A 19,395-nucleotide genomic window follows, 5' to 3' on the forward strand; every position below is an offset into this window, starting at 1 on the left:
CCTGATGTTTCGACCGCGATTCGATATCCGCCTTATTCAGCCGAAGGGTACAGTTGATGAATCTCATCGACCGCTACTTTTTCGCCGCAACGATGACAGTGACAATTGTACTCTGGCTGTACCTCGGGTTGCTGGTGGCCGGTAGCTGACGGCGCGCGCCCTCTAAAGCCAGGGTTACCCCCGCCTTGGCGTCGAATTTCCCTGCTCATTAAATAGGCCACGGCCACTGTCCTAACGGCGCACGCGACGACGCGCCCGGGAAACCCGACCAGCGGGAAAACGTTAACGCCTCGATCATCCGCGCAACTGGCAGAGGTGCCGCTATGCGTACGATCTTGATCGTGGAAGACGAGTATTTCATTGCCGATGACTGTGCCACGCTGGCACGGCAGGCCGGCTATCACGTCGTCGGCCCGTTCGCTTCGATCGACGAAGCCCGCCCGCACGCGTCCGGAGCCTCTGGCGCGCTGATCGATGTCAACGTCAATGGAACCGCGTCCTACAAGTTGATCGATGCCCTGCTTGCGATGGGAACACCGGTCACCCTGTACACCGGCTACGACGCCAGCACGCTGCCCGAGAAGTATGCGCATCTCCCCGTGGTGACCAAGACGCGCGGGTGTGCGGAGGCTCTCGGGATACTGTGCAAGCAGATGAGCTCCGCTGGATAGCCGGCGAGCTGAACGCAGATCGATGCGCGCGCCGGGATGCGCAGCGGTGGTTTGGGTCTCGGCCCCCGTGAGAGCTCGCTGCTCTTTCCACACGTCGTCCCTGCGAAAGCAGGGACCCATAACCACAGGGCTGCGTTGTTGAAGCGGGCTGTGGCTCCAGCGCAGCAAGCCAACTGACGTCGGCGGCTATGGGTCCCTGCTCCCGTGCGCAATTGCGCACTAGGCAGGGACGACACCGCATGTATTGCGCTGAGGTTCCCGGCACCAGCACTTTTGTTGGCAACTTTCCTCGCCGAGGTTTATTGTCTCCTCATCACCGGCCGAGGCTCTGCCCGTAGGCGTCGGTGGCTGAGAGACCGATGGTGCTCCCGCCTGCATAACCGGGGAGCACGACCATGCCCAACGAGCGGTACATCTATCGCCTTTCCAATTCCCACGATCTCGACGATACCGAGCGGACGATCCGGGTCGTCGGCCAGGCACGCAAACTCCTCGCCGAAAACCCGGCCAGCACGTTTCTGGGCCGCAAAACGCAGGAACCCTTTCCGCAAGGGGAAAGCCAGTACGGGAACCTGAAATCCTCACCTGCGTAAGCTTTCGCGCCTTGCGGAGGCGGAATCGTGCCGGATGGTGAATTATACGGGTACCTGCTCGCCGGATATCAGGCTGTGAAGCGGCGCATCGATGCTGGCGACGAACGCGCTCGAACAATTTTCGAAGTCTCATGGGCTGATGCGTTTGTCGCACCGCCGGCTGCCCCCGACTTATCCCATGACAGGGCGGACGCTGCGATCGAGTGACATGTTTCGCCGATGATCGATCCGCTGTTCGCCCGCGCTCAGCTTGCCATCGAAGAAAGTCACACTTTGCGCGCACAAAAGAAATCGCTCGCCGATCAGCGAGACGATCAGCTCGCCGAGCTGCGGCAATCGGTGCGTAGCTCCGCGAGCGCGCGCATGGAGATCAAAGCTCACCGCGACAACAGCAAGTAAGGCTTTCGCCGGCGGGGGCGGGCACATGCAATATCGCGATCGGTCGGCGGGCCGATTAGCGGGCTTTGATGAAGCGTTCGAGATGCATGGATAATTCGTAGCTCAGCGCCAATTGTCGCCAGGATCGCGCCAGCAACTCGTAATCCTTGCGCGTCGTTTCGACGCTGGATGTCGCAGCCAGACGGTCGGCTTCGTCGGCCAGTTGCCGGCACTCCGCGATCCGATCTGTTGAATCCTGCAGCATCGCTGTCCTTCCTGAGGACGATGCGCCAGGAGGATGCGTCAAGCCGCCGGTTTGCCGGAGATCGCGGGCCGAGACAATCAGGCAATATGAATGTCACCCAGCCTCAAGATCCTGAGCTGCGCGACGACGAGCCGCGCCTCGTCTGCCAATTGGGCGTTGCGGATGCGCGTTTCCATGACGGTTGAGAGGTCGGCGATCAGCGCGCGTTCTGCGGCCGTCTGCTCCAGCAGCTCGATACGCCTTTCGATCTCGGTCATTACGCACCCCGTCCGATATCGTGACTGGAGCATCGTGGGGCTCTCTGCAAACCTCCGCACTAACATTTGCAAATGCCCGGCTGGATTATTGGTGTCCAGCAGCGCGATGAGACAGGCGGTCAGACCTGCGGATCAATCTGCTTCATGGGATCACCGCGCAGGATCATGCCGGCGAGCCCGTGCGCCATGGCGCGCTGATCGAACGGCTTCTCCCACAACGGGACGTCCGCGAACTCGGTGCCGAGTACGATCTTGTCGTATCCCGAGGTGAACACGATGGGCACGCCGCGCGCCTGGAGCTCGCGCGCGACCGGATAGATCATCTGCTTGCGGATGTTCACATCGAGCACCGCACCATCAATCACGCCGCCGTCGTGCAGGATGCGAAGCGCATCGTCGATGTCACCGGCCGGCCCGGCGATATCCGCACCAAGCGCGCGCAGCGCGCTGCGCATGTCGTCGGCAAGGAAATATTCGTCTTCGACGATCAGGACGCGCCGTCCTGTCAAGAGTGGGGGTTCGCGCAAATGTGCAAATTCGGACATGTCAATTCCGGCCGCGCCCGGCGTGATGTCTTCGCAAAATTGGAACATAGGACGAATGCGCGCCTTGTTGCAAACAATGTTGGAAATGTTGGAAAAGGCAGGTTCCATGTCCAATCGGGACATCATCGTCATCGGCGGTTCGGCCGGGGCGACTGCACCGTTGAAGGAGATTCTGGGCCGGCTGCCGGCCGATCTACCGGCCGCGGTCTTCATCGTCTTGCACATACCGGCCCACGGGATCGGCATCCTCTCGACGGTCGCGAAGGCCGCCGGCAAGCTGCCGGTCCGGCAGGCGGAAAGCGGCATGGTCATCGAAAATGGTCACGTCTATCTGGCGGCACCGGACCGCCATCTCCTGATCCAGGACGGCCACCTGATGCTCGGCCGCGGGCCACGCGAAAATCTGGTACGGCCAGCGATCGACGCGCTGTTTCGCTCGGCCGCACTGCACTATGGACCGCGAGTGATCGGCGTCGTGCTCAGCGGTCTGCTGTCCGACGGCGCGGCAGGCCTGAACGCGATCAAGCGCTGCGGTGGGGTCGCGCTGGTTCAGGACCCGCAGGATGCGATGTCCGACGAAATGCCGCTCCGGGCATTGGAAGCGACCACGGTCGATCTCTGTATCTCGGGCGCACAGCTTGGCGATGTGCTGTCCGATCTCGCCCGGGAACGGGCCGGCGCGGTGCTGCCGATCCCGCCCGAGATCGTGCTGGAGGTGAAGATCGCGGCAGGCGAGCGCATCGGCAGCGATACGCTGGTCGATATCGCCGATCCCGCGCCGCTGACCTGTCCAGGGTGCGGCGGCGTCCTGTCCGAGCTGAAGGTCGGGCATCCGCTGCGATTTCGCTGTCAGGTCGGCCATGCCTATACCGCCGATGCCCTCGCCAAGGAGCAGGAAGGCCGGGTCGACGAAGCGCTTCGGGTCGCGCTGCGCATCATCGAGGAGCGCGCCGAACTGGTGCATCGGATGGCCGAGGACGGCCGCCAGAGCGGGCGGCCGGCGATCGCGCAAATGTATGAGGCGCGCGCCGCTGAATACCGCGAATATGCCGATATGATCCGGCGTGTCGTGCTACAATCGCTCGATCCGAAGCGACCGGCGCGGAAGGAACCGTGATGGCCAGCGCTGAGCATGCGAACTGGGCCGAACAGTTGCGGTCCGAGCGCGCGCTGCTGGTTAAGGCCGACATCGACATCGAGGAGGGCTGGCGGCGCGTCCGCAACCAGCAGGATTTGCTGGATTGGCTCCAGCGGGCCGGTCACGATACCGAGCAGGCCGAACATCTCGTCAGTCTGCTCAAGCGGACCTTGATCGAGTGGGAACGACACCGGACCCTGATTGTGCAGCGGGTCGCATACCTGGAGGAGCAGGTCGCATCCCATTAGCGCCAAGGGAAAAGCACGGGCCCGCGTTCGAGCATGTGGCTGGCCTGCCGCGGACGCCGCCGCAGAGCCATCGGCGCCCGCATCGAGGTTCCCAGGAAGGTGGAGATTTCCTACTTATCCCGTTGGGATAGGACTAAACTCTGCTATCAGCAGGCGCAGGCGAGGCGCCCGCGGGAAAGTGAGAGCCGCTGCAATCATGGATGACGTTGGCCAACCCCAGAGCGGAGACGAAGGGCGCCAGTCCAAGGCGCCGCTGATCATAGGTGTGGGCGCGTCCGCCGGCGCCCTCGATAGCATCGAGCGGTTCTTCTCGAAACTGAGGCTCAATCCGGACCAGGCCGTCGTGCTCGTGTTGCAGTACCGGGATGCCATCGAGGACACCCGGTTGCGCGGAGCGTTGCAGCGATCGGAAGGCGCGCGACTGTCCGAGATCAGCGACGGACAGCCCGTCGAGGGCGGCGTGATCCATCTGTGTCCGTCCGACATGATCACTACCGTTCATGGCGACCGTTTCGCCGTCCGGCGCGCCGAGCAGGCGCGCGCCGAGCGGGCCACCATCGACAGCTTCCTGGTGTCGCTGGCGGAGGAGCGCGCCGAGGAATCGATCGGCGTGGTGCTGGCCGGCACGGGTGGCGACGGCACGCTCGGGGTCGGGACCTTGAAGGATCATGGCGGCCTCGCGATCGCCGAACGCATTGGCGCCGGTCAGTCCAACCCCCACGACGAAGGCAGTTCGGCGGCGGCGATCGCCGATTTTGTGCTGCCGCCGGAGGACATTCCGGAGCATATCGACGTCTATTCCCGCCATTTGCGCCGGCTCGAGGAGAAGCAGGGCTTCGACGAAGTGCTGGCGGCGGCGGCCAGCTCGCTCGCGCGCATCGCGGATATTCTTCGCAACAAGACCGGCAACGACTTCCACGGCTACAAGCAGAACACGTTCCTGCGCCGCGTCCAGCGCCGCATGCAGGTGGTGCAGATCGACGATATCTCCGCCTATGTCGATTTCCTGAGAAATGACAAGGACGAGGCGCAACATCTTTTCAACGACCTCCTGATCGGCGTCACGGAATTCTTCCGCGACAAGAAGGAGTTCGAAGTCCTGGAAACCCAGATCATCCCGAAGATATTCGAAGGGAAGGGCGCCGGCCGGCAGGTGCGCGTCTGGGTGCTCGGTTGCGCGACCGGCGAGGAGGCCTATTCGATCGGCATCCTGCTGCGCGAGCATATGGCCGGTCTCGACTCGGTGCCGCAGGTGCAGATCTTCGCGACCGACATCGACGGCCGCGCGCTCGCTGCCGCGCGGGTCGGGCGTTATCGGACCAGTATCGAGAACGATATGACGCCGGAGCGGCTGGCGCGCTGGTTCGTGCGCGAAGGCGACACCTATTGCGTGGTCAAGGAATTGCGCGAGATGTGCATCTTCTCGCAGCACAATGTCATCAAGGACGCGCCGTTCTCCAAGCTCGATCTGGTCTCGTGCCGCAACCTGCTGATCTATCTCAATGGCGAGCTGCAGAACCGCGTCATCCCGCTGTTCCATTTTGCGCTGCTGCCGGACCGGTTCCTGTTTCTCGGCAATTCCGAGAACGTCACGCGGCATCCGAAGCTGTTTGCGCCGGTCGATCGGCGCGCGCGCATCTTCAAGAAACTCGAGACCGGGACACGGCTGCCGCCGGAATTCCCGATCACGACGGTCACAGGGCGGGCCTCCGTCGACATCCCGCCGGTACGTTCCGTCGGCCCGGATGTCGGCCTCGAGCGCCGCGCCCAGCGCATCGCCGAGCGCTATGCGCCGGCCTATGTCATCACCGACGACCACTTTCACATCCTGCATTTCTCCGGCCGCACCGGCCGCTATATCGAGCCGACCGCAGGCACGGCGACGCTCGATCTGCTGCAACTCGTGCATCGCGATCTCAGGCTTGAACTGCGCACGGTGCTCAGCCGTGCCGCGGAAACCAATGAACCGGCGCAGGCCGAGCAGGTGCAGCTCGGCGTCAACGGGCATCGCATGCTGGTCGACATCACGGTCGAGCCGATCCAGGACGGTCCCGCCGGCCATCGCAATTTCGTCATCCTGTTCAAGGATGGCCCGATCCGTCCCGTGGAGCAGGCCGAGAACATTCCCAACATTCTGGTCAGGACCGAGCATGTCGAGCGGCTGGAGGGCGAGCTGCGCGCCACCCGCGAGCGGCTGCAAGCCACGATCGAGGAGCTCGAAAGCACCAATGAGGAGCTGAAATCCTCCAACGAGGAATATCAATCGCTGAATGAGGAACTGCAATCCGCCAACGAGGAACTGGAGACCTCGCGGGAGGAATTGCAGTCGGTCAATGAGGAGCTGACGACCGTCAATGGCGAGCTGGCGCACCGCGTGCAGGAATTGACCCGCGCCACCAGCGACCTGAAGAATTTCCTCGAGAGCACCCAGATCGCAACCGTGTTCCTGGACAACGATCTGAAGGTGATGAACTTCACGCCCGCGATCACGCATTTGCTGCATCTGGTCGAGACCGATGTCGGCCGCCCGATCGCGCATATCAAGGCGCGGATTCCGATCGAGGAGCTCTACGACGATGTGCGGCGCGTGCTGCGGACGCTGGCCAGCGCCGAGCGCGAGCTGACCGCGCCCGACAGCGGCACGCGCTATATCGTGCGCATCCTGCCGTACCGCAGCATCGACAATTTCATCGCCGGCGTCGTGATCACCTTCATCGACGTCACCGCGATCACGCGGGCCGAGGAGCGGCAGCGGCTGCTGCTCGCCGAGCTGCAGCATCGCGTCCGCAACACGCTCGGCGTGGTCCGCTCGATCGCGCGCCGCTCGGCAGAGACCAGCGCGAACGTCGAGGACTACGCATCGCATCTCGACGGCCGGCTCAATGCCTTCGCGCGGACCCAGTCGCTGGTGACCCGCGATCCCGAGGGCGGCGTCGACCTCGAATATCTCGTGGTCGAGGAATTGCTGGCTTACAACGCGCGGGAGGGCGAGCAACTGAGAGTCTCCGGTCCCGGGATTCGCCTGCAACCGAAGGCCGCGGAGACATTCGCGCTGGCACTCCACGAGCTCGCAACCAACGCCTTGAAATATGGCGCGCTGAGCCAACGCGCCGGGCGCATCGACGTTACATGGCGCATCGACGATGCGGCCGAGCCACGGCAACTGGTGTTCAACTGGCGCGAACGCAGCGGGCCTGAGGTGACGCCGCCGCGCCGCAGGGGATTTGGATCCGATCTCCTGGAGCGGACGCTGGCGTTCGAGTTCAAGGGCAAGAGCACGCTTGAGTTCAATCCGTCGGGACTTCACTGCACGATCGCCATACCGATGAGCCCGCAAGCGATCCATACGCCGAGCATGGGGAGCTAGATGCATCCCCCGGTGCTCGAGGGGAATTTGGCGCAGCCGGTGATCCGGCGGCTCAACGCCATGCGGCAATTGTCCGAACGGGGAATCGCGTTGCTGCAACAGGCGATCCAGGACGGGCTGCACCGCGCCCGCCCGGGCGAAGACCTCGCCACCGAGGGCGATCCGGTCGACAGCGTCAGGATCATCCTGTCGGGCTGGCTCTGCCGCTACAAGACGCTGGCCGACGGTCGTCGCCAGATCGTCAATTTTGTTCTGCCGGGCGACAGCTGCGACGCCTGCGTTTATCTGCTGTCGGTGATGGATCATTCGATCGGCGCTCTGACCCCGGTCACCTATGCCGACATCAAGCGTCCGGCGTTCGAGCAGCTGCTGGCGAGCGACCGTTCGCTGGAGGAAGCGCTGTGGTGCGAAACCATGGTGAACAGCGCGATCCAGCGGGAATGGACGGTCAATATCGGGCGGCGCGTGGCGCTGGAGCGGGTCGCGCATCTGTTGTGCGAACTCTATGAGCGCCTGCTGCCGGTTGGAATGATCGACGGCGACTCCTGCCTGTTTCCGATCACGCAGATGGATCTCGCCGATGCCACCGGGCTGTCCGTGGTCCATGTCAACAGGACCCTGCAGGAGCTGCGCGGCGCCGGCCTGATCGTGCTGCGCGACCGCATACTGACGATCAACGACCTGAAGCAGCTCAAGGACACGGCGCTGTTTTCGGCCGACTATCTGCACACCAAGCGGCGCGGCTGAGACGCGGCCGGTGCGGCGGGCGCGAGAGACGCCGCAGGCGTTCGCCGATGCGATCCTTGAAATGTCGCAGCAGGGCTAAAGCGGGCGCGGCGACATCGACGTTTTGCACAGCGCACTGACGATCTGAACATGACAGTGATTTGTCACGACGAAGACAGCGCGACGGTCGGCCGCGCAAGATTTGGATACGGCTGATAACATACTTGAAACCCTCTCGCGCCGTCTCGCGCTATGATGCGGTTCAATCCACGAGGGCAGGGAGGCAATCATGCTCAATGGAGAGACGGCGGCTGTGCTTCGTGCAGTGCTCGACGAGGTCTGCGGAGACGTGCCGCGCTCCGATACGACGAAGCGGACCAACGTCGCCTCCGGATTGCTGCAGGCCGTTCGCGAGGGACGCTCGTCAATCGATGAGCTGCGCATCGCAGGCCAGGCCGCGTTGCGCACCGCCCCGAGCATGTGGGGCTAAGCGGTCTGATCGGGCAATCGCAGCGGCATGATTGTGCGTCGCACATTTGCAGACGTTAGTGCCGGAACCCGTTGCGAAGCGCAGGTTCTCGCGAGCTGACGCGCCGACCGGCCGTCAGCGCAACCAGGAGAACCCCGCTACGACCCCAGCTCTCCACCCCTGAGCTGGGGTCACTTGTGTCGAACAGGTGAGAGTGGAGCCACAGCGATCGAGCAGTGCGCGTCGAGGGCTCCTCGATCTCGTGCGCCGGTCACGTGCAGCCGCCATGATGGTGAAGGAACGTTCAGGAAAGTTCCGATCCTGTTCCTGCAACATGCGCGGACGCCAGTCGTTGTCACGGTGTACTGGAAAGGAGGATGCCATGACGAAGCTTACTTACGCTCTTGCCGCAGTGGCGGCACTCTCGATAGCGGCACCGACCGTTGCGAGCGCGCAGGGTGTGGGCATCTATGTCGGCAGCGACCACGGCTACTACGGCAATCGATATTATGGTGGCCCGCGCGTCGACGTATACCGGCATGACCGGGGCTGGCACCACGGCTGGTACAACCATCATCGCGACTACTACCGCAACCGCGGCTTCGTGATCCGTGGTCATGACTGGGACGATTAACGGTGCTGGTCGCACGTCGCGATAACCAGCTCGCGACGACCGATTAGGGCCTCGCTTCGGCGGGGCCCTTTTCATTGGCGTTACCGCATCGCGCCGGTTCGTCAGCGTAGGAACCTTGGCTGATCCACCAAATTGTCAGGACGGGACGAGGCGGACGGAGGAGGTTTGCATGAACCAGTTGATTTATCTGGTCGGACTGATCGTGGTCATTTTGGCGATATTGTCGTTCTTCGGGCTGCGGTAGGCACATCATGGATAACGAGCGAGGGCTTGCCGTGTCCGCCGCCAACAGGACCGGGCTTCGGCTGCAATGGAGCCCGGTCATCGCCGGCGCGCTGGCTGCCGCGGCGCTGTCGGTGATTTTGATCGGCTTCGGCGCCGCGGTCGGATTGGGCGTGAGTTCAAGCTCGCCGACATGGCGCGACGCATCGGCCGCGCTCGCGTTGTTGTCGGGGCTGTATTTGACCCTGCAGGCGGTGGTGAGCTTCGGCGTCGGCGGCTACATCGCCGGCCGGGCGCAGCGCGTGATTGGCGCGACGCCATCGGACGAGATCGACAGCCGCGACGGGCTTCACGGACTGACCGCCTGGGCGCTCGCCGTCATCCTCGGTGCCACAATCGTCACGCTGGTTGGCCTGTCAACCGCGCGCCCGGTGGTCCAGAACCGGCCATCTGCGACGGCCGCGGAGCCGTTGCTGAGCGCCGAGCTCGACCGTCTGTACCGGTCGCTGCGGCGTCCGGCCAATCTCGATATCGGCTATGAGCGGGCGGAGGCGGGCCGCATCCTGCTGACGAGCTCCGGCCGCAGCGGCGTCAACAGTGACGATCGCAGCTATCTGATCCAGCAGGTCGCGGCCGCGACCGGTCTGGCCGCGGCGGAGGCGGAGAAGCGCGTCGACAGCGTGATGGGCGATGCCAGGACCGCGATCCAGCGGTCGCGGCGCAGCGCGGTGATTCTGGCATTCTCGGTTGCGGCGGCGCTGCTGTTCGGTGCGGTCGCCGCGTGGGCCGCGGCAGGCGCGGGCGGCCGTCACCGCGACGGCGCCGCGTTGCCGGAGTGGATGGGCGGCAGGCCGACGACGGCCGTGCCGATTATCTGATGCAGTTGTGAATGTCCTTCAAGGGAGACGATGATGGCAACGATCTTGGTGATGGACCACTCCGGCGATACGAGGCAACAATTCGATCCCGATAACAGCGAGCAACTGGCCTGGGCGAATGCCCGCTTCGCCCAGCTCACATCGGACGGCTACACTGCCGCAATTCGGCAGGCGACCGGAGAGGCGAGGTTGGTCCGTGCGCTTGATCCGACCGCCGAGGAAACCCTGTTCTATCCGAGGCTGGTGGGCGGCTGACGCCATGCTCGCCCGTCTGCGCGAGATGCCCCTGCGATCCGCGCTCCGAGGAGCCGCCAGCACGCTGCGTGCGACGCTGGCCGCGATCTGGGATCGCTGGAAGGCGTATGAGCGAATTGAGGCGCGCGGACTTGCGCTGCTGTCCGCGTGGCTGTCACCCGAACAGCGGGCGCAATTCGAAAAATACAATCGCTTCGACGTCATCGGCTCGGAGTCCGGCAAGCGATACCGGATTTGCTACGGCACCTCGACCAACGTCTACGAGATGGACGGCGGCGACCGCATCGTGCTGGGCTGGTGCTTCCGGCCCGTCGGCTCACTGGTGGCGGGCGACGTCATGCTTGCCCAGAAAATCGCGCTCGAAACCGACGAACGCGCGACGCTCATGGTCGCCAAGCCATTCCCGAGCTCCATGCCACCACGCGCAAATCTCCCTCCGGTCAGTTAGCGCTCGGTCCGCGCCGCCCCGCGAGGCGCGAGCTGTCGCGCGTTGCCGGGGGAGGAACGTCGATCTTCCTGCCGGGTTGTCGGGTGCCAACTTGCTACGGACCTCGCCATGCGCGTCAACACCCGGCCGTCTTCGCTGAGCCTGATCTTCCGCTCCTACCTTGCGGACTTGCGGCAATGGCTGGGGCGCCTCGCGACCGGCTACGCGCTGGCATGCGGCGTCATGCTGATCGGCGCGGTCGCTCTCCTGGTTGCGATCGGGATCGGGGTCGCCGCGGCTTTCCACGCCCTTGAAGTGCATTACGGCATCTGGATCGCATATGCCGCGATCGGGGGCGTCTTTCTCCTCCTCGGGATCGTGGGGTTGGTCGTGGGGCGCGTCCTGCTCGCGCGTCCTGCGCCGGCGGTGCCGAGCCCGGGCCGACAGGCCGACATGCTCAAGCGCGCGATCGCGGTGCCCGTCGCGGCGCGGCTGATCGCCTCCAATCGGACGGGAGCAGGGGAGAGCGTAGATCCCACCACCCGGGCACTGGCCGCCGGGGCTGCAATCATGCTTGTCGGCTGGTTCGCCGCATCGCGCGCCCGGCGTCAGCGCGACGCGATCCAGGACTAGCGATGGCGCCACGCAATTGGACCAACGACCTGATGCTCGCCGGTGCAACGGCTCTGGCGACCTTGGCGATCTCTCGCCAGCTCTCCCGATCGGAGCGGTCGTCCGCGCGGGAGCAGGGCGTCGAACCCGTGCTGGCCGAAACCCGGGATCGTGGACGGCTTGCCGGCACGCCGCTTGAGATTCCGGCTGCCGGCTGGAAGGACATTCTGCTGCGCACCTATCAGCAGATCGACGAGGACCGCCTGCTGGCCACCGCGGCCGGCGTCGTGTTCTACGGCTTGCTGGCGATCTTCCCGGCCATCACCGCGTTGGTCTCGAGCTACGGCCTGTTTGCCGATCCGTCCACGATCTCATCGAACCTGCAGAGCCTGGCGCTGATGCTGCCGGAAGGCTCGTTTGCGATCGTCCAGGACCAGATCGCCCGCGTGCTCGCGAAGGGGACCTCGACACTCGGCCTGACCTTTGCCGCCGGCCTGCTGATCGCGATCTGGAGCGCCAATGCCGGCATGAAGGCGATCTTCGATGCGCTCAACGTCGTCTATGACGAGAAGGAAAAGCGCGGCTTCGTCAAACTCAACCTGATGTCCCTCGCGTTCACTATCGCCGGGCTGATTTCCATCATGCTGATGGTCGGAGCGGTGGTCGTCGTCCCGCTGCTGCTGCAGCAGGTTGGACTGGGCACGACGGCCGAGCTCGTCATCCGGCTCGGACGATGGCCGATCCTGGTGCTCCTGCTCCTCACCGCGCTTGCGGTGCTTTACCGCTATGGCCCGAGCCGAACCAGGCCGCGCTGGCAGTGGCTCAGCGTCGGCGCCGTCGCGGCAGCCGTGCTGTGGCTGGCCGGTTCGGTGCTGCTCTCCTGGTATCTGGCGAACTTCGGCGATTACAACGCGACCTACGGCTCGCTGGGGGCGGCCATCGGCCTGATGACGTGGATGTGGATGTCCGCCATCATCGTGCTGTGCGGGGCAGAGCTGAATTCAGAGATCGAGCATCAGACAATGCTCGATTCGACCGAGGGCTGCCGCAAGCCGCTCGGAGCGCGTGGCGCAACCATGGCCGACACGGTCGGCAAGGCGTCGTAGCCGCAGCAGACCCCGCATCCAGCAATGAGCATAGGAACCAATGGCATGACCCGGGCTTATGCCAAAATGGTTCAGATCAACGTGCTGGAAAAACCGATCGAGCGGATCAAGGAGACCTGCGAGCTGATGGGCATCGCGGACAGGTTCGACCGCGCGCTTCCCGAGCTCGAGAACTTCCTCGAAGCCGAGATCGCACAGGGCGAGGTCCGCGAGTCGAAGCTGACCTTTGACGGGCTCTGCTACCTGCGCCAACTGCTGGCGCAGGCGTGAGGTATCGACATGGCATTCTCGGAGGAAATGAACCGATGCGTTGAGACCTGTCTGTCCTGCTACAAGATGTGTCTCGCCACGGCCATGAACCATTGTCTCGTCACCGGCGGCAAGCATGTCGAGCCGGCACATTTCCGATTGATGATGGCCTGTGCGGAAATGTGCCGGACGGCGGCCCATTTCATGCTGATCAACACCCCGCATCATAAGCACACCTGCCGGGAATGCGCCGAGATCTGCGGCGAATGCGCCGAGGATTGCGATCGCGTCGGCGGCATGGACGAATGCGTGGCGATGTGCCGCGCGTGCGCGGAATCCTGCCGCAAGATGGCGGCCTGACGGCGCGGGCTCGCCGTTCGGTCAATCGGAGCTGACGTAGTGGGCGCGCCAGAGCAGCGCCGTGACGATCAGGGCGATGACCCCGGCGGCAATCACGATCCACGGTACATAGTCGGCCATTGGCGCACCTGACGGTCCGCTTCGCGAGCCAGCGCGCGAAGCGGAGCCGTGTAAGTCTAGAGTTGCGCGTGCTGGGTGGTCGGGCGTGAGATCTGGCTGAGCGCCATGCCCGTACCATCGCTGGCCTGGATCAGGGCGATATCCCCGAGGGCGATGATTCCGACCAGGCGCTTGTCCCGGCTCAGCACCGGCAGGCGCCGAACCTGGATCGCACCCATGTTCTGCGCGATGTCCTCTAGCTCCTGATCCTCGAAACAATACTTTACCTCGGCCGTCATGACGTCGCCGACCCGCGAGTCGGGGCCGCGACCCATTCCGATGCCGCGAAGCGCGATGTCGCGGTCCGTGATCATGCCGACCAGGCGCTCGCCATCGGCAACCGGCAGCAGGCCGACACCGAGCGCGGCCATCGCTTCTGCGGCATCGCGCAGCGTATCGTCGGGGGTGCACAGCTGGACGTCCGGTGTCATCGCGTCGCAAACCTTCATGCTAGCCTCTCCATGTGGCCGGTTGCGTCAACGGCCTAACGATGCCGCCCGGAACGGCGTTCCTAACTTTGTCGCCGCGGCCAGGACGCCGGCGACCAACGGGAACGAAGCGCAGGCGCCAGCCGGCCGTGGTGCTACTTGCCGTTCTCGGTGGTCACCTCGAAGGACCTGACGATGGATCGAGCGGTGGATCAGCCCTCGCTTTGAGGCTTGGTGATCCCGTTGCGCTCGGCAAGGTCGGCTTCCCAGCCGAACACCGAGCGGCCGTCGAGCGCAGGAGAACGGGCCCGCTCGTTCGCGACAAACGCCTCGAAGGAGGAGCCGGTGGCGGTTCGTTCCAGCCTGCGGGCCTGATCGTCGAGCCGCTTCAAGGCCTGCATCTCCTCGTCGCGGCCGAGCTTTGCCTGCTGCACGGCCGACTTCAGCACGCGGATGGTCTCGTCATAGACCTTGATCGGCACCGGGAAGGGGTGACGGTCCTTGCCGCCATGGGCGAGCGAGAAGCGTGCCGGATCGCGGAAGCGGTAGGGCGTCCCGTGAACGACCTCGGCGACCATCGCGAGCGACTGCACCGTGCGGGCGCCGACGCCGGGCGTCAGCAGCAGCTCGGGAAAATCCAGCGGCCCGCGATCGGCAGCCGCGGCCAACGTGCCGTGCAGGCGGCGCACGAACACGTCGCTCGAGCGCACGTCGTGATGCGCGGGCATGATCAGGTGCAGGAGGTCCGGCTGCGCGGTCGCGCTCTGCGTCAGCTCGGCATATTCACGCGTGATGCCGTCCGGCCCAAGCGCAGCGAGCAGATCGAGCTGCGCCTGGCGCGAGCTTTCGGCGCGGTGATCGGTGAGATTGACGATCTCGCCCTGCGTCGGCCCGTCGATCGCGCTGTGCGGCTCGTCGACGAAGCTGCGCAGGCCCTCGGAGTGCCAGTGATAGCGGCGGGCCTGCCGCTGGTCGCCGTTCATGCCTTGCTGGACGACGGTCCACTTGCCGTCGTCGGTGACGAAGAAACCGTGCAGGTAGAGCTCGAATCCGTCCTGCACCGCGGCGCTGTCGACCTTGGCCACCAGCCGGCTTGCGCGGGTCAGGGCGGCACCGTCGAATCCGACGCGGTCGCCAAGGGCGGACAGTTCATCCGGCGTGCGGCGCGAATGCTTGCCGCGGCCGCCGCAGACGTGGATTCCGAGCTCGCCTTGCAGCGGCGCCAGACCTCGCTTCAGCGCACCGATGACGCTGGTGGTGATGCCGGACGAGTGCCAGTCCATGCCCATCACGGCGCCGAACGACTGGAACCAGAATGGATGCGAAAGTCGCTGCAAGAAGGCATCGCGACCGTGATGGTGGACGATGGCCTGGGTGATGATGCCGCCCAGCGTCGCCATGCGCGCCGCCAGCCATGGCGGCACGCGGCCGCCATGGAGCGGAAGATCGGCGCTGCCGGTGCGTCGGGCCATCGGGCTCCCAGATGCTGAATCGGCGTCCAATCTACCAGCAAATGCGAGCGTGTGTACAAAGCGGACGTCGCTTCATTGCGCGTCTCGTCAGGCGGCTTCGGCGTTGATGCCGCTGACGGCGAGCTTGGTGAGCGCTTCATCCGTCTTCTTTTCCTCGGCCAGGGTCTGGTCGATGAGCTTGACCGCATCCTTCATGCTGAGGCGGTTGGCCCACGCCTTCAAGGTGCCGTAGCGGGCGATCTCGTAATGCTCGACCGCCTGGGCTGCCGAGCAGGCCCGCGTCGAGCGCCGGCGTGTCGGCATACTCCTCCATGATCTCCTTGCCCTCGTCGATGATCCCCTCGATGGCGTCGCACTTCTTGCCGCGCGCCGGCTTGCCCATCAGGTCGAAGATCTGCTCGAGCCGCTCGATTTGTCCTTCGGTCTCGTCATGATGCTTCTCGAAGGCCGCGCGCAGGTCGTCGGACCCGGCGGCCTTGGCCATCCGCGGCAACGCCTTCAGGATCTGCTTTTCCGCGTAGTAAATGTCCTTGAGAGTATCGAGGAAGAGGGCGCTGAGATCCTTGTCCGGCATTGGTCGCTCCGTGTGTTGGGTGAATAGTCCGGAGTGCCAACACGAGTGCGAAAAGCAAGTTCCTATCCTTGATCGATGCGTGGCAAAGCGCCTCGTCGGCCGTCGCGCATTCAAGCGCGCTACGATGGAGCTTGGTCGGATTGCGAGGTCTTGATTGCGAAGTCTTGCCGCAACGCGGCTTCGGAACGAAGCCTCGGCCGGCCCGTTGGTCGGTCTCATCGTTCAAGGGAGAACCGCGATGGATTGGAATCGTGTCGAAGGCAACTGGAAGCAGGTCAAGGGTAAGGTCAAGGAGCAGTGGGGCAAGCTCACCGATGACGATCTCGATGTGATCGACGGCAAGCAGGAGCAGCTCGAGGGCCGTCTGCAGCAGCGCTACGGCTATGCCAAGGATCAAGCCGCCAAGGAAGTGAACGACTGGTATGGCCGCCAGAAATGGTGAACCGGACCACGTCAGGGGCCCCGCTTCGGCGGGGCCTTTTGCGGCCTGGGCGGCTGACCCTGCGTGTGACGGCATGCGGTCGGCGCGCGCTGGAATGAGCGATGGGACAGCTTCTCAGCCCGCCGGGTCCGCGCGCGGCGCACCTTTGCATCGACATGCAGCGACTGTTCGAGCCGGGGGCGCCCTGGGCGACGCCCTGGATGGACCGCGTGCTGCCACGCATCGTCGAGCTGGCGCAGCATGCACCTGAACGTACCGTGTTCACCCGCTTTATTCCGCCGCGCTCGAAGCACGACGCGCGAGGGAGTTGGCGGGCTTATTACGAGAAATGGGAATGCGTGACCCGCGAGCGGCTCGATCCGGAGTTGATCGAGCTCGTGCCGGCGCTCGCCGCCTGTGTACCGCCGGCCGCCATCGTCGACCGGCCGATCTATAACGCGTTCGGCAATGGGCGCCTGCAAGCTCATCTGGATGCGCATGGGATCGATACGACCATCGTGTCGGGCGGCGAGACGGACGTGTGCGTGCTCGCCACCGTGCTGGCCGCGATCGATATCGGCTATCGGGTGATCGTGGCCGAGGATGCGCTGTGCAGCTCTTCCGATCACAGCCATGACGCGCTGCTGCAGCTCTATGCCGAACGCTTCAGCATCCAGATCGAGGTGGCATCCACGGCCGATATCCTCCGGATGTGGACCCTCGACGACTGAAGCGACAACGCGCCGGTCGGGCAACATCCCAGACGAGGCGTCCTGGCATCAGGGCAGTCGGAGCAGGGGTGGCAACACCTACTTGCTGGGGTTGCGCTTGGGACAATTTGTGCTGCCGTTCTTCGAGTTGCCGAGCACGAAGGTGCGATCCAACCCACGCGCACTCATGATCCTCTGCGGGCTGACCGGCTGATGGTACCGTGGGCGGCGAAGTCATGGTGACGCCGTGCAAGCCAAAACGCACGCGGTCGAGCGATGAGCCGCTGGGACGTGGGACCGGCCGTCGATCTGCGATCGGTGCAATGGTTCCTGGGATGGCTGTCGGCCGTGCGACGAAGGTGAGCGGACCGTGAGCGGTCTTAGCTGCCCCATATCCGTAATTCGCATAAGGTATATTATGGAATATTTATATCTACAATTAGATCAGATATTTAGTGGGAAATCTTCGCACTGGTCCGCAAGTTGGCGTGCGTGCTGATGTACCCAAGCCGGTCGTCCGGCCCGTGCCGATGCCGCAGCGATCCACGCGCGCGCATCTCGTCTGAAAGCCGATATTGCCGCCGCGTACGGACGCTGCAATAAGCCCCAGCTGTGCAGAGATCGCTGGTGACCCCGCGGCATCAGGTCCGTATAGGATGGCATCTCAGAACAACAACAAGCCTCTTGAGGGAGCAACCAATGAGCTTTTCACGACGCACGCTGCTGAAGGTTTCCGCCGCTTCCGCCGTCCTCGGCGGGATTGGCGCGCCCTATGTCGCGCGCGCCCAGTCGGCCGAGTTCTCTTACAAGTTCGCCAACAACCTGCCGGAGTCGCATCCGTTCGTGGCGCGCGCCCGGGAGATGGCCGCGGCGATCAAGACCGAGACCAACGGCCGCTTTGACCTGCAGGTGTTCCCGAACAGCCAGCTCGGTTCCGATACCGACATGCTGAGCCAGGTGCGCTCCGGCGGCGTCGAATTCTTCACGCTGTCCGGCCTGATCCTCGCGACCCTGGTGCCGGCCGCCTCGATCAACGGCATCGGCTTCGCATTCCCGGACTATCCCACGGTCTGGAAGGCCATGGACGGTGAGCTTGGCGCCTATGTGCGCGGCGAGATCAACAAGGCCGGCCTCGAGGTCATGGAGAAGATCTGGGACAACGGCTTCCGCCAGACCACGTCGTCGACCAAGCCGATCACCGGTCCTGACGATCTCAAGGGCTTCAAGATCCGCGTGCCGGTGTCGCCGCTGTGGACCTCGATGTTCAAGGCGTTCGATGCATCGCCCGCTTCGATCAATTTCAGCGAGGTCTATTCGGCGCTGCAGACGAAGATCGTCGAGGGCCAGGAGAACCCGCTGGCGCTGATCTCGGCGGCGAAGCTCTACGAGGTGCAGAAATACTGCTCGATGACCAACCACATGTGGGACGGCTTCTGGTTCCTGATGAACCGCAGAGCCTGGGCGGCGCTGCCGGACGATATCAAGACCATCGTTGCCAAGAACGTCAACGCGGCGGCCGTCAAGGAGCGTGAGGATACCGAGAAGCTGAACGCCACCGTGAAGCAGGAGCTCACGGGCAAGGGGCTCGTCTTCAACCAGCCCGAGGTCGGGCCGTTCCGCGACAAGCTCCGCACCGCCGGCTTCTACGCCGAGTGGAAGGGCAAGTACGGCGACAAGGCCTGGGATCTGCTCGAAAAGTCCGTCGGCAAACTGTCCTGATTAATCAAGCAGGAGGCTTGCCATGGCTCATGTCGAGATGACGCCGGCCGTGGCCGGCGAGGCGGCGTCGCAGCCCCCTCGCCGCCGCTCGGTTCTCGGTTCCATCGACGCGGCGCTCGGGACGCTGGTCGAAATCCCGGCGGCGATCCTTGTCGTCGCCGAGGTCGTGATCCTGTTCGCCGGCGTGGTGTCGCGCTACGTGCTCCATGCGCCGCTGATCTGGTCCGACGAACTGGCGTCGATCCTGTTCCTGTGGCTCGCGATGCTGGGCTCGGCGGTGGCATTCCGTCGCGGCGAGCACATGCGGATGACGGCGCTGGTCGCAAGCGCGGGACCGCGGCTCTGGGCCTATCTCGACGTCGTCGCGACCTGCGCCGCGCTGGCGTTCCTGATCCTGATCGTGCGGCCGGCCTATGAATACGCCTACGAGGAAAGCTTCATCACGACGCCGGCGCTGCAGATATCCAACACCTGTCTCTTATACACATCTCCGAGCCCACGAGACTTAGGAT

25 protein-coding genes and 1 pseudogene are annotated in these 19,395 nt (G+C 64.3%); 20 read left to right on the forward strand and 6 right to left on the reverse strand.

The features are described 5' to 3' along the window. The first annotated feature begins 323 nt into the window (after positions 1-323). The 3 genes from PMN64_RS14415 to PMN64_RS14425 all read left to right on the forward strand — a co-directional run bounded on the left by PMN64_RS14415 (position 324) and on the right by PMN64_RS14425 (position 1,663). Positions 324-671 (forward strand): response regulator, encoded by a 348-nt coding sequence (locus PMN64_RS14415; RefSeq protein ID WP_411781143.1) that lies wholly within the window; start codon positions 324-326, stop codon positions 669-671. Positions 672-1,066: 395 nt separating this feature from the next. Continuing rightward, on the forward strand, positions 1,067-1,264 hold the full coding sequence (locus PMN64_RS14420) for a hypothetical protein (protein WP_411781144.1): 198 nt from the start codon (positions 1,067-1,069) through the stop codon (positions 1,262-1,264). A gap of 219 nt (positions 1,265-1,483) precedes the next feature. Beyond that, on the forward strand, positions 1,484-1,663 hold the full coding sequence (locus PMN64_RS14425) for a hypothetical protein (RefSeq protein ID WP_304495423.1): 180 nt from the start codon (positions 1,484-1,486) through the stop codon (positions 1,661-1,663). A 55-nt stretch (positions 1,664-1,718) separates the two neighbouring features. Here the strand turns inward: PMN64_RS14425 and PMN64_RS14430 are convergent, their stop codons facing one another. The 3 genes from PMN64_RS14430 to PMN64_RS14440 all read right to left on the reverse strand — a co-directional run bounded on the left by PMN64_RS14430 (position 1,719) and on the right by PMN64_RS14440 (position 2,709). Next, complete coding sequence (locus PMN64_RS14430; protein WP_411781145.1) at positions 1,719-1,907, reverse strand: hypothetical protein; 189 nt, start codon at positions 1,905-1,907, stop codon at positions 1,719-1,721. 77 nt (positions 1,908-1,984) lie between these two features. After that, entirely contained in the window at positions 1,985-2,164 is a 180-nt protein-coding gene (locus tag PMN64_RS14435; protein WP_411781146.1) for a hypothetical protein, read from the reverse strand. Positions 2,165-2,283: 119 nt separating this feature from the next. Further along, a complete protein-coding gene (locus tag PMN64_RS14440) occupies positions 2,284-2,709 on the reverse strand; it encodes a response regulator (protein WP_051448125.1) in 426 nt (141 codons plus the stop codon). 106 nt (positions 2,710-2,815) lie between these two features. On the opposite strand from PMN64_RS14440, the gene PMN64_RS14445 reads away from it, so the two are divergent. From PMN64_RS14445 to PMN64_RS14505, 13 genes are all read left to right on the forward strand, one after another. After that, positions 2,816-3,826: a chemotaxis protein CheB gene (locus PMN64_RS14445; protein ID WP_028344036.1), complete on the forward strand. Its 1,011-nt coding sequence runs from the start codon at positions 2,816-2,818 to the stop codon at positions 3,824-3,826. Further along, a complete protein-coding gene (locus PMN64_RS14450) occupies positions 3,826-4,095 on the forward strand; it encodes a hypothetical protein (RefSeq protein ID WP_028344037.1) in 270 nt (89 codons plus the stop codon). Before PMN64_RS14445 ends, PMN64_RS14450 begins: the two co-directional genes overlap by 1 nt. 196 nt (positions 4,096-4,291) lie before the next feature. Continuing rightward, positions 4,292-7,462: a CheR family methyltransferase gene (locus tag PMN64_RS14455; RefSeq protein WP_411781147.1), complete on the forward strand. Its 3,171-nt coding sequence runs from the start codon at positions 4,292-4,294 to the stop codon at positions 7,460-7,462. Then, on the forward strand, positions 7,463-8,209 hold the full coding sequence (locus PMN64_RS14460; protein WP_259243388.1) for a Crp/Fnr family transcriptional regulator: 747 nt from the start codon (positions 7,463-7,465) through the stop codon (positions 8,207-8,209). A 268-nt stretch (positions 8,210-8,477) separates the two neighbouring features. Next, positions 8,478-8,678: a hypothetical protein gene (locus tag PMN64_RS14465; RefSeq protein WP_411781148.1), complete on the forward strand. Its 201-nt coding sequence runs from the start codon at positions 8,478-8,480 to the stop codon at positions 8,676-8,678. Between the two features lie 361 nt (positions 8,679-9,039). Beyond that, positions 9,040-9,291, forward strand: coding sequence for a hypothetical protein (locus PMN64_RS14470; protein ID WP_411781149.1), 252 nt, complete (start codon positions 9,040-9,042; stop codon positions 9,289-9,291). Positions 9,292-9,542: 251 nt separating this feature from the next. Continuing rightward, positions 9,543-10,391 carry a hypothetical protein gene (locus PMN64_RS14475; RefSeq protein WP_411781150.1) on the forward strand — a complete coding sequence of 283 codons (849 nt, stop codon included), beginning with the start codon at positions 9,543-9,545 and terminating at the stop codon, positions 10,389-10,391. 33 nt (positions 10,392-10,424) lie between these two features. Beyond that, positions 10,425-10,646 carry a hypothetical protein gene (locus tag PMN64_RS14480; RefSeq protein WP_038386759.1) on the forward strand — a complete coding sequence of 74 codons (222 nt, stop codon included), beginning with the start codon at positions 10,425-10,427 and terminating at the stop codon, positions 10,644-10,646. 4 nt (positions 10,647-10,650) lie between these two features. Then, positions 10,651-11,094, forward strand: coding sequence for a hypothetical protein (locus PMN64_RS14485; RefSeq protein WP_369525521.1), 444 nt, complete (start codon positions 10,651-10,653; stop codon positions 11,092-11,094). A gap of 108 nt (positions 11,095-11,202) precedes the next feature. Beyond that, positions 11,203-11,706: a hypothetical protein gene (locus PMN64_RS14490; protein WP_411781151.1), complete on the forward strand. Its 504-nt coding sequence runs from the start codon at positions 11,203-11,205 to the stop codon at positions 11,704-11,706. A gap of 2 nt (positions 11,707-11,708) precedes the next feature. Continuing rightward, positions 11,709-12,791, forward strand: coding sequence for a YihY/virulence factor BrkB family protein (locus PMN64_RS14495; RefSeq protein WP_411781152.1), 1,083 nt, complete (start codon positions 11,709-11,711; stop codon positions 12,789-12,791). 45 nt (positions 12,792-12,836) lie between these two features. Further along, complete coding sequence (locus PMN64_RS14500) at positions 12,837-13,061, forward strand: hypothetical protein (RefSeq protein ID WP_304495415.1); 225 nt, start codon at positions 12,837-12,839, stop codon at positions 13,059-13,061. 9 nt (positions 13,062-13,070) lie between these two features. After that, positions 13,071-13,400 carry a four-helix bundle copper-binding protein gene (locus tag PMN64_RS14505; protein WP_411781153.1) on the forward strand — a complete coding sequence of 110 codons (330 nt, stop codon included), beginning with the start codon at positions 13,071-13,073 and terminating at the stop codon, positions 13,398-13,400. A 176-nt stretch (positions 13,401-13,576) separates the two neighbouring features. Here PMN64_RS14505 and PMN64_RS14510 read toward each other — a convergent pair whose 3' ends face one another. From PMN64_RS14510 to PMN64_RS14520, 3 genes and pseudogenes are all read right to left on the reverse strand, one after another. Then, a complete protein-coding gene (locus PMN64_RS14510) occupies positions 13,577-14,008 on the reverse strand; it encodes a CBS domain-containing protein (RefSeq protein WP_016845942.1) in 432 nt (143 codons plus the stop codon). Between the two features lie 191 nt (positions 14,009-14,199). Further along, positions 14,200-15,459: a DUF763 domain-containing protein gene (locus PMN64_RS14515; protein WP_411781154.1), complete on the reverse strand. Its 1,260-nt coding sequence runs from the start codon at positions 15,457-15,459 to the stop codon at positions 14,200-14,202. Between the two features lie 87 nt (positions 15,460-15,546). Continuing rightward, positions 15,547-16,033 (reverse strand): annotated as a pseudogene (locus PMN64_RS14520) (ferritin-like domain-containing protein). Between the two features lie 238 nt (positions 16,034-16,271). On the opposite strand from PMN64_RS14520, the gene PMN64_RS14525 reads away from it, so the two are divergent. The 4 genes from PMN64_RS14525 to PMN64_RS14540 all read left to right on the forward strand — a co-directional run. After that, positions 16,272-16,475, forward strand: coding sequence for a CsbD family protein (locus PMN64_RS14525; protein WP_028344049.1), 204 nt, complete (start codon positions 16,272-16,274; stop codon positions 16,473-16,475). Between the two features lie 101 nt (positions 16,476-16,576). Then, the gene (locus tag PMN64_RS14530; protein WP_411781155.1) at positions 16,577-17,185 is read left to right on the forward strand and encodes a cysteine hydrolase; all 609 of its coding nucleotides are present in this window, start codon (positions 16,577-16,579) and stop codon (positions 17,183-17,185) included. 678 nt (positions 17,186-17,863) lie between these two features. After that, positions 17,864-18,883, forward strand: coding sequence for a TRAP transporter substrate-binding protein (locus tag PMN64_RS14535; RefSeq protein ID WP_411781156.1), 1,020 nt, complete (start codon positions 17,864-17,866; stop codon positions 18,881-18,883). A 22-nt stretch (positions 18,884-18,905) separates the two neighbouring features. Further along, positions 18,906-19,395, forward strand: a 490-nt coding sequence (locus tag PMN64_RS14540) for a TRAP transporter small permease (protein WP_411781157.1), incomplete at its 3' end; no start/stop codon positions are given.

This window comes from Bradyrhizobium sp. UFLA01-814 (assembly GCF_046718885.1).
Lineage (GTDB): Bacteria > Pseudomonadota > Alphaproteobacteria > Rhizobiales > Xanthobacteraceae > Bradyrhizobium > Bradyrhizobium elkanii.

Coding starts and splice junctions, on each gene's coding strand:
- PMN64_RS14490 (WP_411781151.1), top strand. CDS start 11,203: ATGCGCGTCAACACCCGGCCGTCTTCGCTGAGCCTGATCTTCCGCTCC.
- PMN64_RS14495 (WP_411781152.1), top strand. CDS start 11,709: ATGGCGCCACGCAATTGGACCAACGACCTGATGCTCGCCGGTGCAACG.
- PMN64_RS14525 (WP_028344049.1), top strand. CDS start 16,272: ATGGATTGGAATCGTGTCGAAGGCAACTGGAAGCAGGTCAAGGGTAAG.
- PMN64_RS14470 (WP_411781149.1), top strand. CDS start 9,040: ATGACGAAGCTTACTTACGCTCTTGCCGCAGTGGCGGCACTCTCGATA.
- PMN64_RS14420 (WP_411781144.1), top strand. CDS start 1,067: ATGCCCAACGAGCGGTACATCTATCGCCTTTCCAATTCCCACGATCTC.
- PMN64_RS14455 (WP_411781147.1), top strand. CDS start 4,292: ATGGATGACGTTGGCCAACCCCAGAGCGGAGACGAAGGGCGCCAGTCC.
- PMN64_RS14425 (WP_304495423.1), top strand. CDS start 1,484: ATGATCGATCCGCTGTTCGCCCGCGCTCAGCTTGCCATCGAAGAAAGT.
- PMN64_RS14445 (WP_028344036.1), top strand. CDS start 2,816: ATGTCCAATCGGGACATCATCGTCATCGGCGGTTCGGCCGGGGCGACT.
- PMN64_RS14480 (WP_038386759.1), top strand. CDS start 10,425: ATGGCAACGATCTTGGTGATGGACCACTCCGGCGATACGAGGCAACAA.
- PMN64_RS14535 (WP_411781156.1), top strand. CDS start 17,864: ATGAGCTTTTCACGACGCACGCTGCTGAAGGTTTCCGCCGCTTCCGCC.
- PMN64_RS14485 (WP_369525521.1), top strand. CDS start 10,651: ATGCTCGCCCGTCTGCGCGAGATGCCCCTGCGATCCGCGCTCCGAGGA.
- PMN64_RS14465 (WP_411781148.1), top strand. CDS start 8,478: ATGCTCAATGGAGAGACGGCGGCTGTGCTTCGTGCAGTGCTCGACGAG.
- PMN64_RS14450 (WP_028344037.1), top strand. CDS start 3,826: ATGGCCAGCGCTGAGCATGCGAACTGGGCCGAACAGTTGCGGTCCGAG.
- PMN64_RS14430 (WP_411781145.1), bottom strand. CDS start 1,907: ATGCTGCAGGATTCAACAGATCGGATCGCGGAGTGCCGGCAACTGGCC.
- PMN64_RS14510 (WP_016845942.1), bottom strand. CDS start 14,008: ATGAAGGTTTGCGACGCGATGACACCGGACGTCCAGCTGTGCACCCCC.
- PMN64_RS14435 (WP_411781146.1), bottom strand. CDS start 2,164: ATGACCGAGATCGAAAGGCGTATCGAGCTGCTGGAGCAGACGGCCGCA.
- PMN64_RS14500 (WP_304495415.1), top strand. CDS start 12,837: ATGACCCGGGCTTATGCCAAAATGGTTCAGATCAACGTGCTGGAAAAA.
- PMN64_RS14440 (WP_051448125.1), bottom strand. CDS start 2,709: ATGTCCGAATTTGCACATTTGCGCGAACCCCCACTCTTGACAGGACGG.
- PMN64_RS14530 (WP_411781155.1), top strand. CDS start 16,577: ATGGGACAGCTTCTCAGCCCGCCGGGTCCGCGCGCGGCGCACCTTTGC.
- PMN64_RS14415 (WP_411781143.1), top strand. CDS start 324: ATGCGTACGATCTTGATCGTGGAAGACGAGTATTTCATTGCCGATGAC.
- PMN64_RS14515 (WP_411781154.1), bottom strand. CDS start 15,459: ATGGCCCGACGCACCGGCAGCGCCGATCTTCCGCTCCATGGCGGCCGC.
- PMN64_RS14505 (WP_411781153.1), top strand. CDS start 13,071: ATGGCATTCTCGGAGGAAATGAACCGATGCGTTGAGACCTGTCTGTCC.
- PMN64_RS14475 (WP_411781150.1), top strand. CDS start 9,543: ATGGATAACGAGCGAGGGCTTGCCGTGTCCGCCGCCAACAGGACCGGG.
- PMN64_RS14460 (WP_259243388.1), top strand. CDS start 7,463: ATGCATCCCCCGGTGCTCGAGGGGAATTTGGCGCAGCCGGTGATCCGG.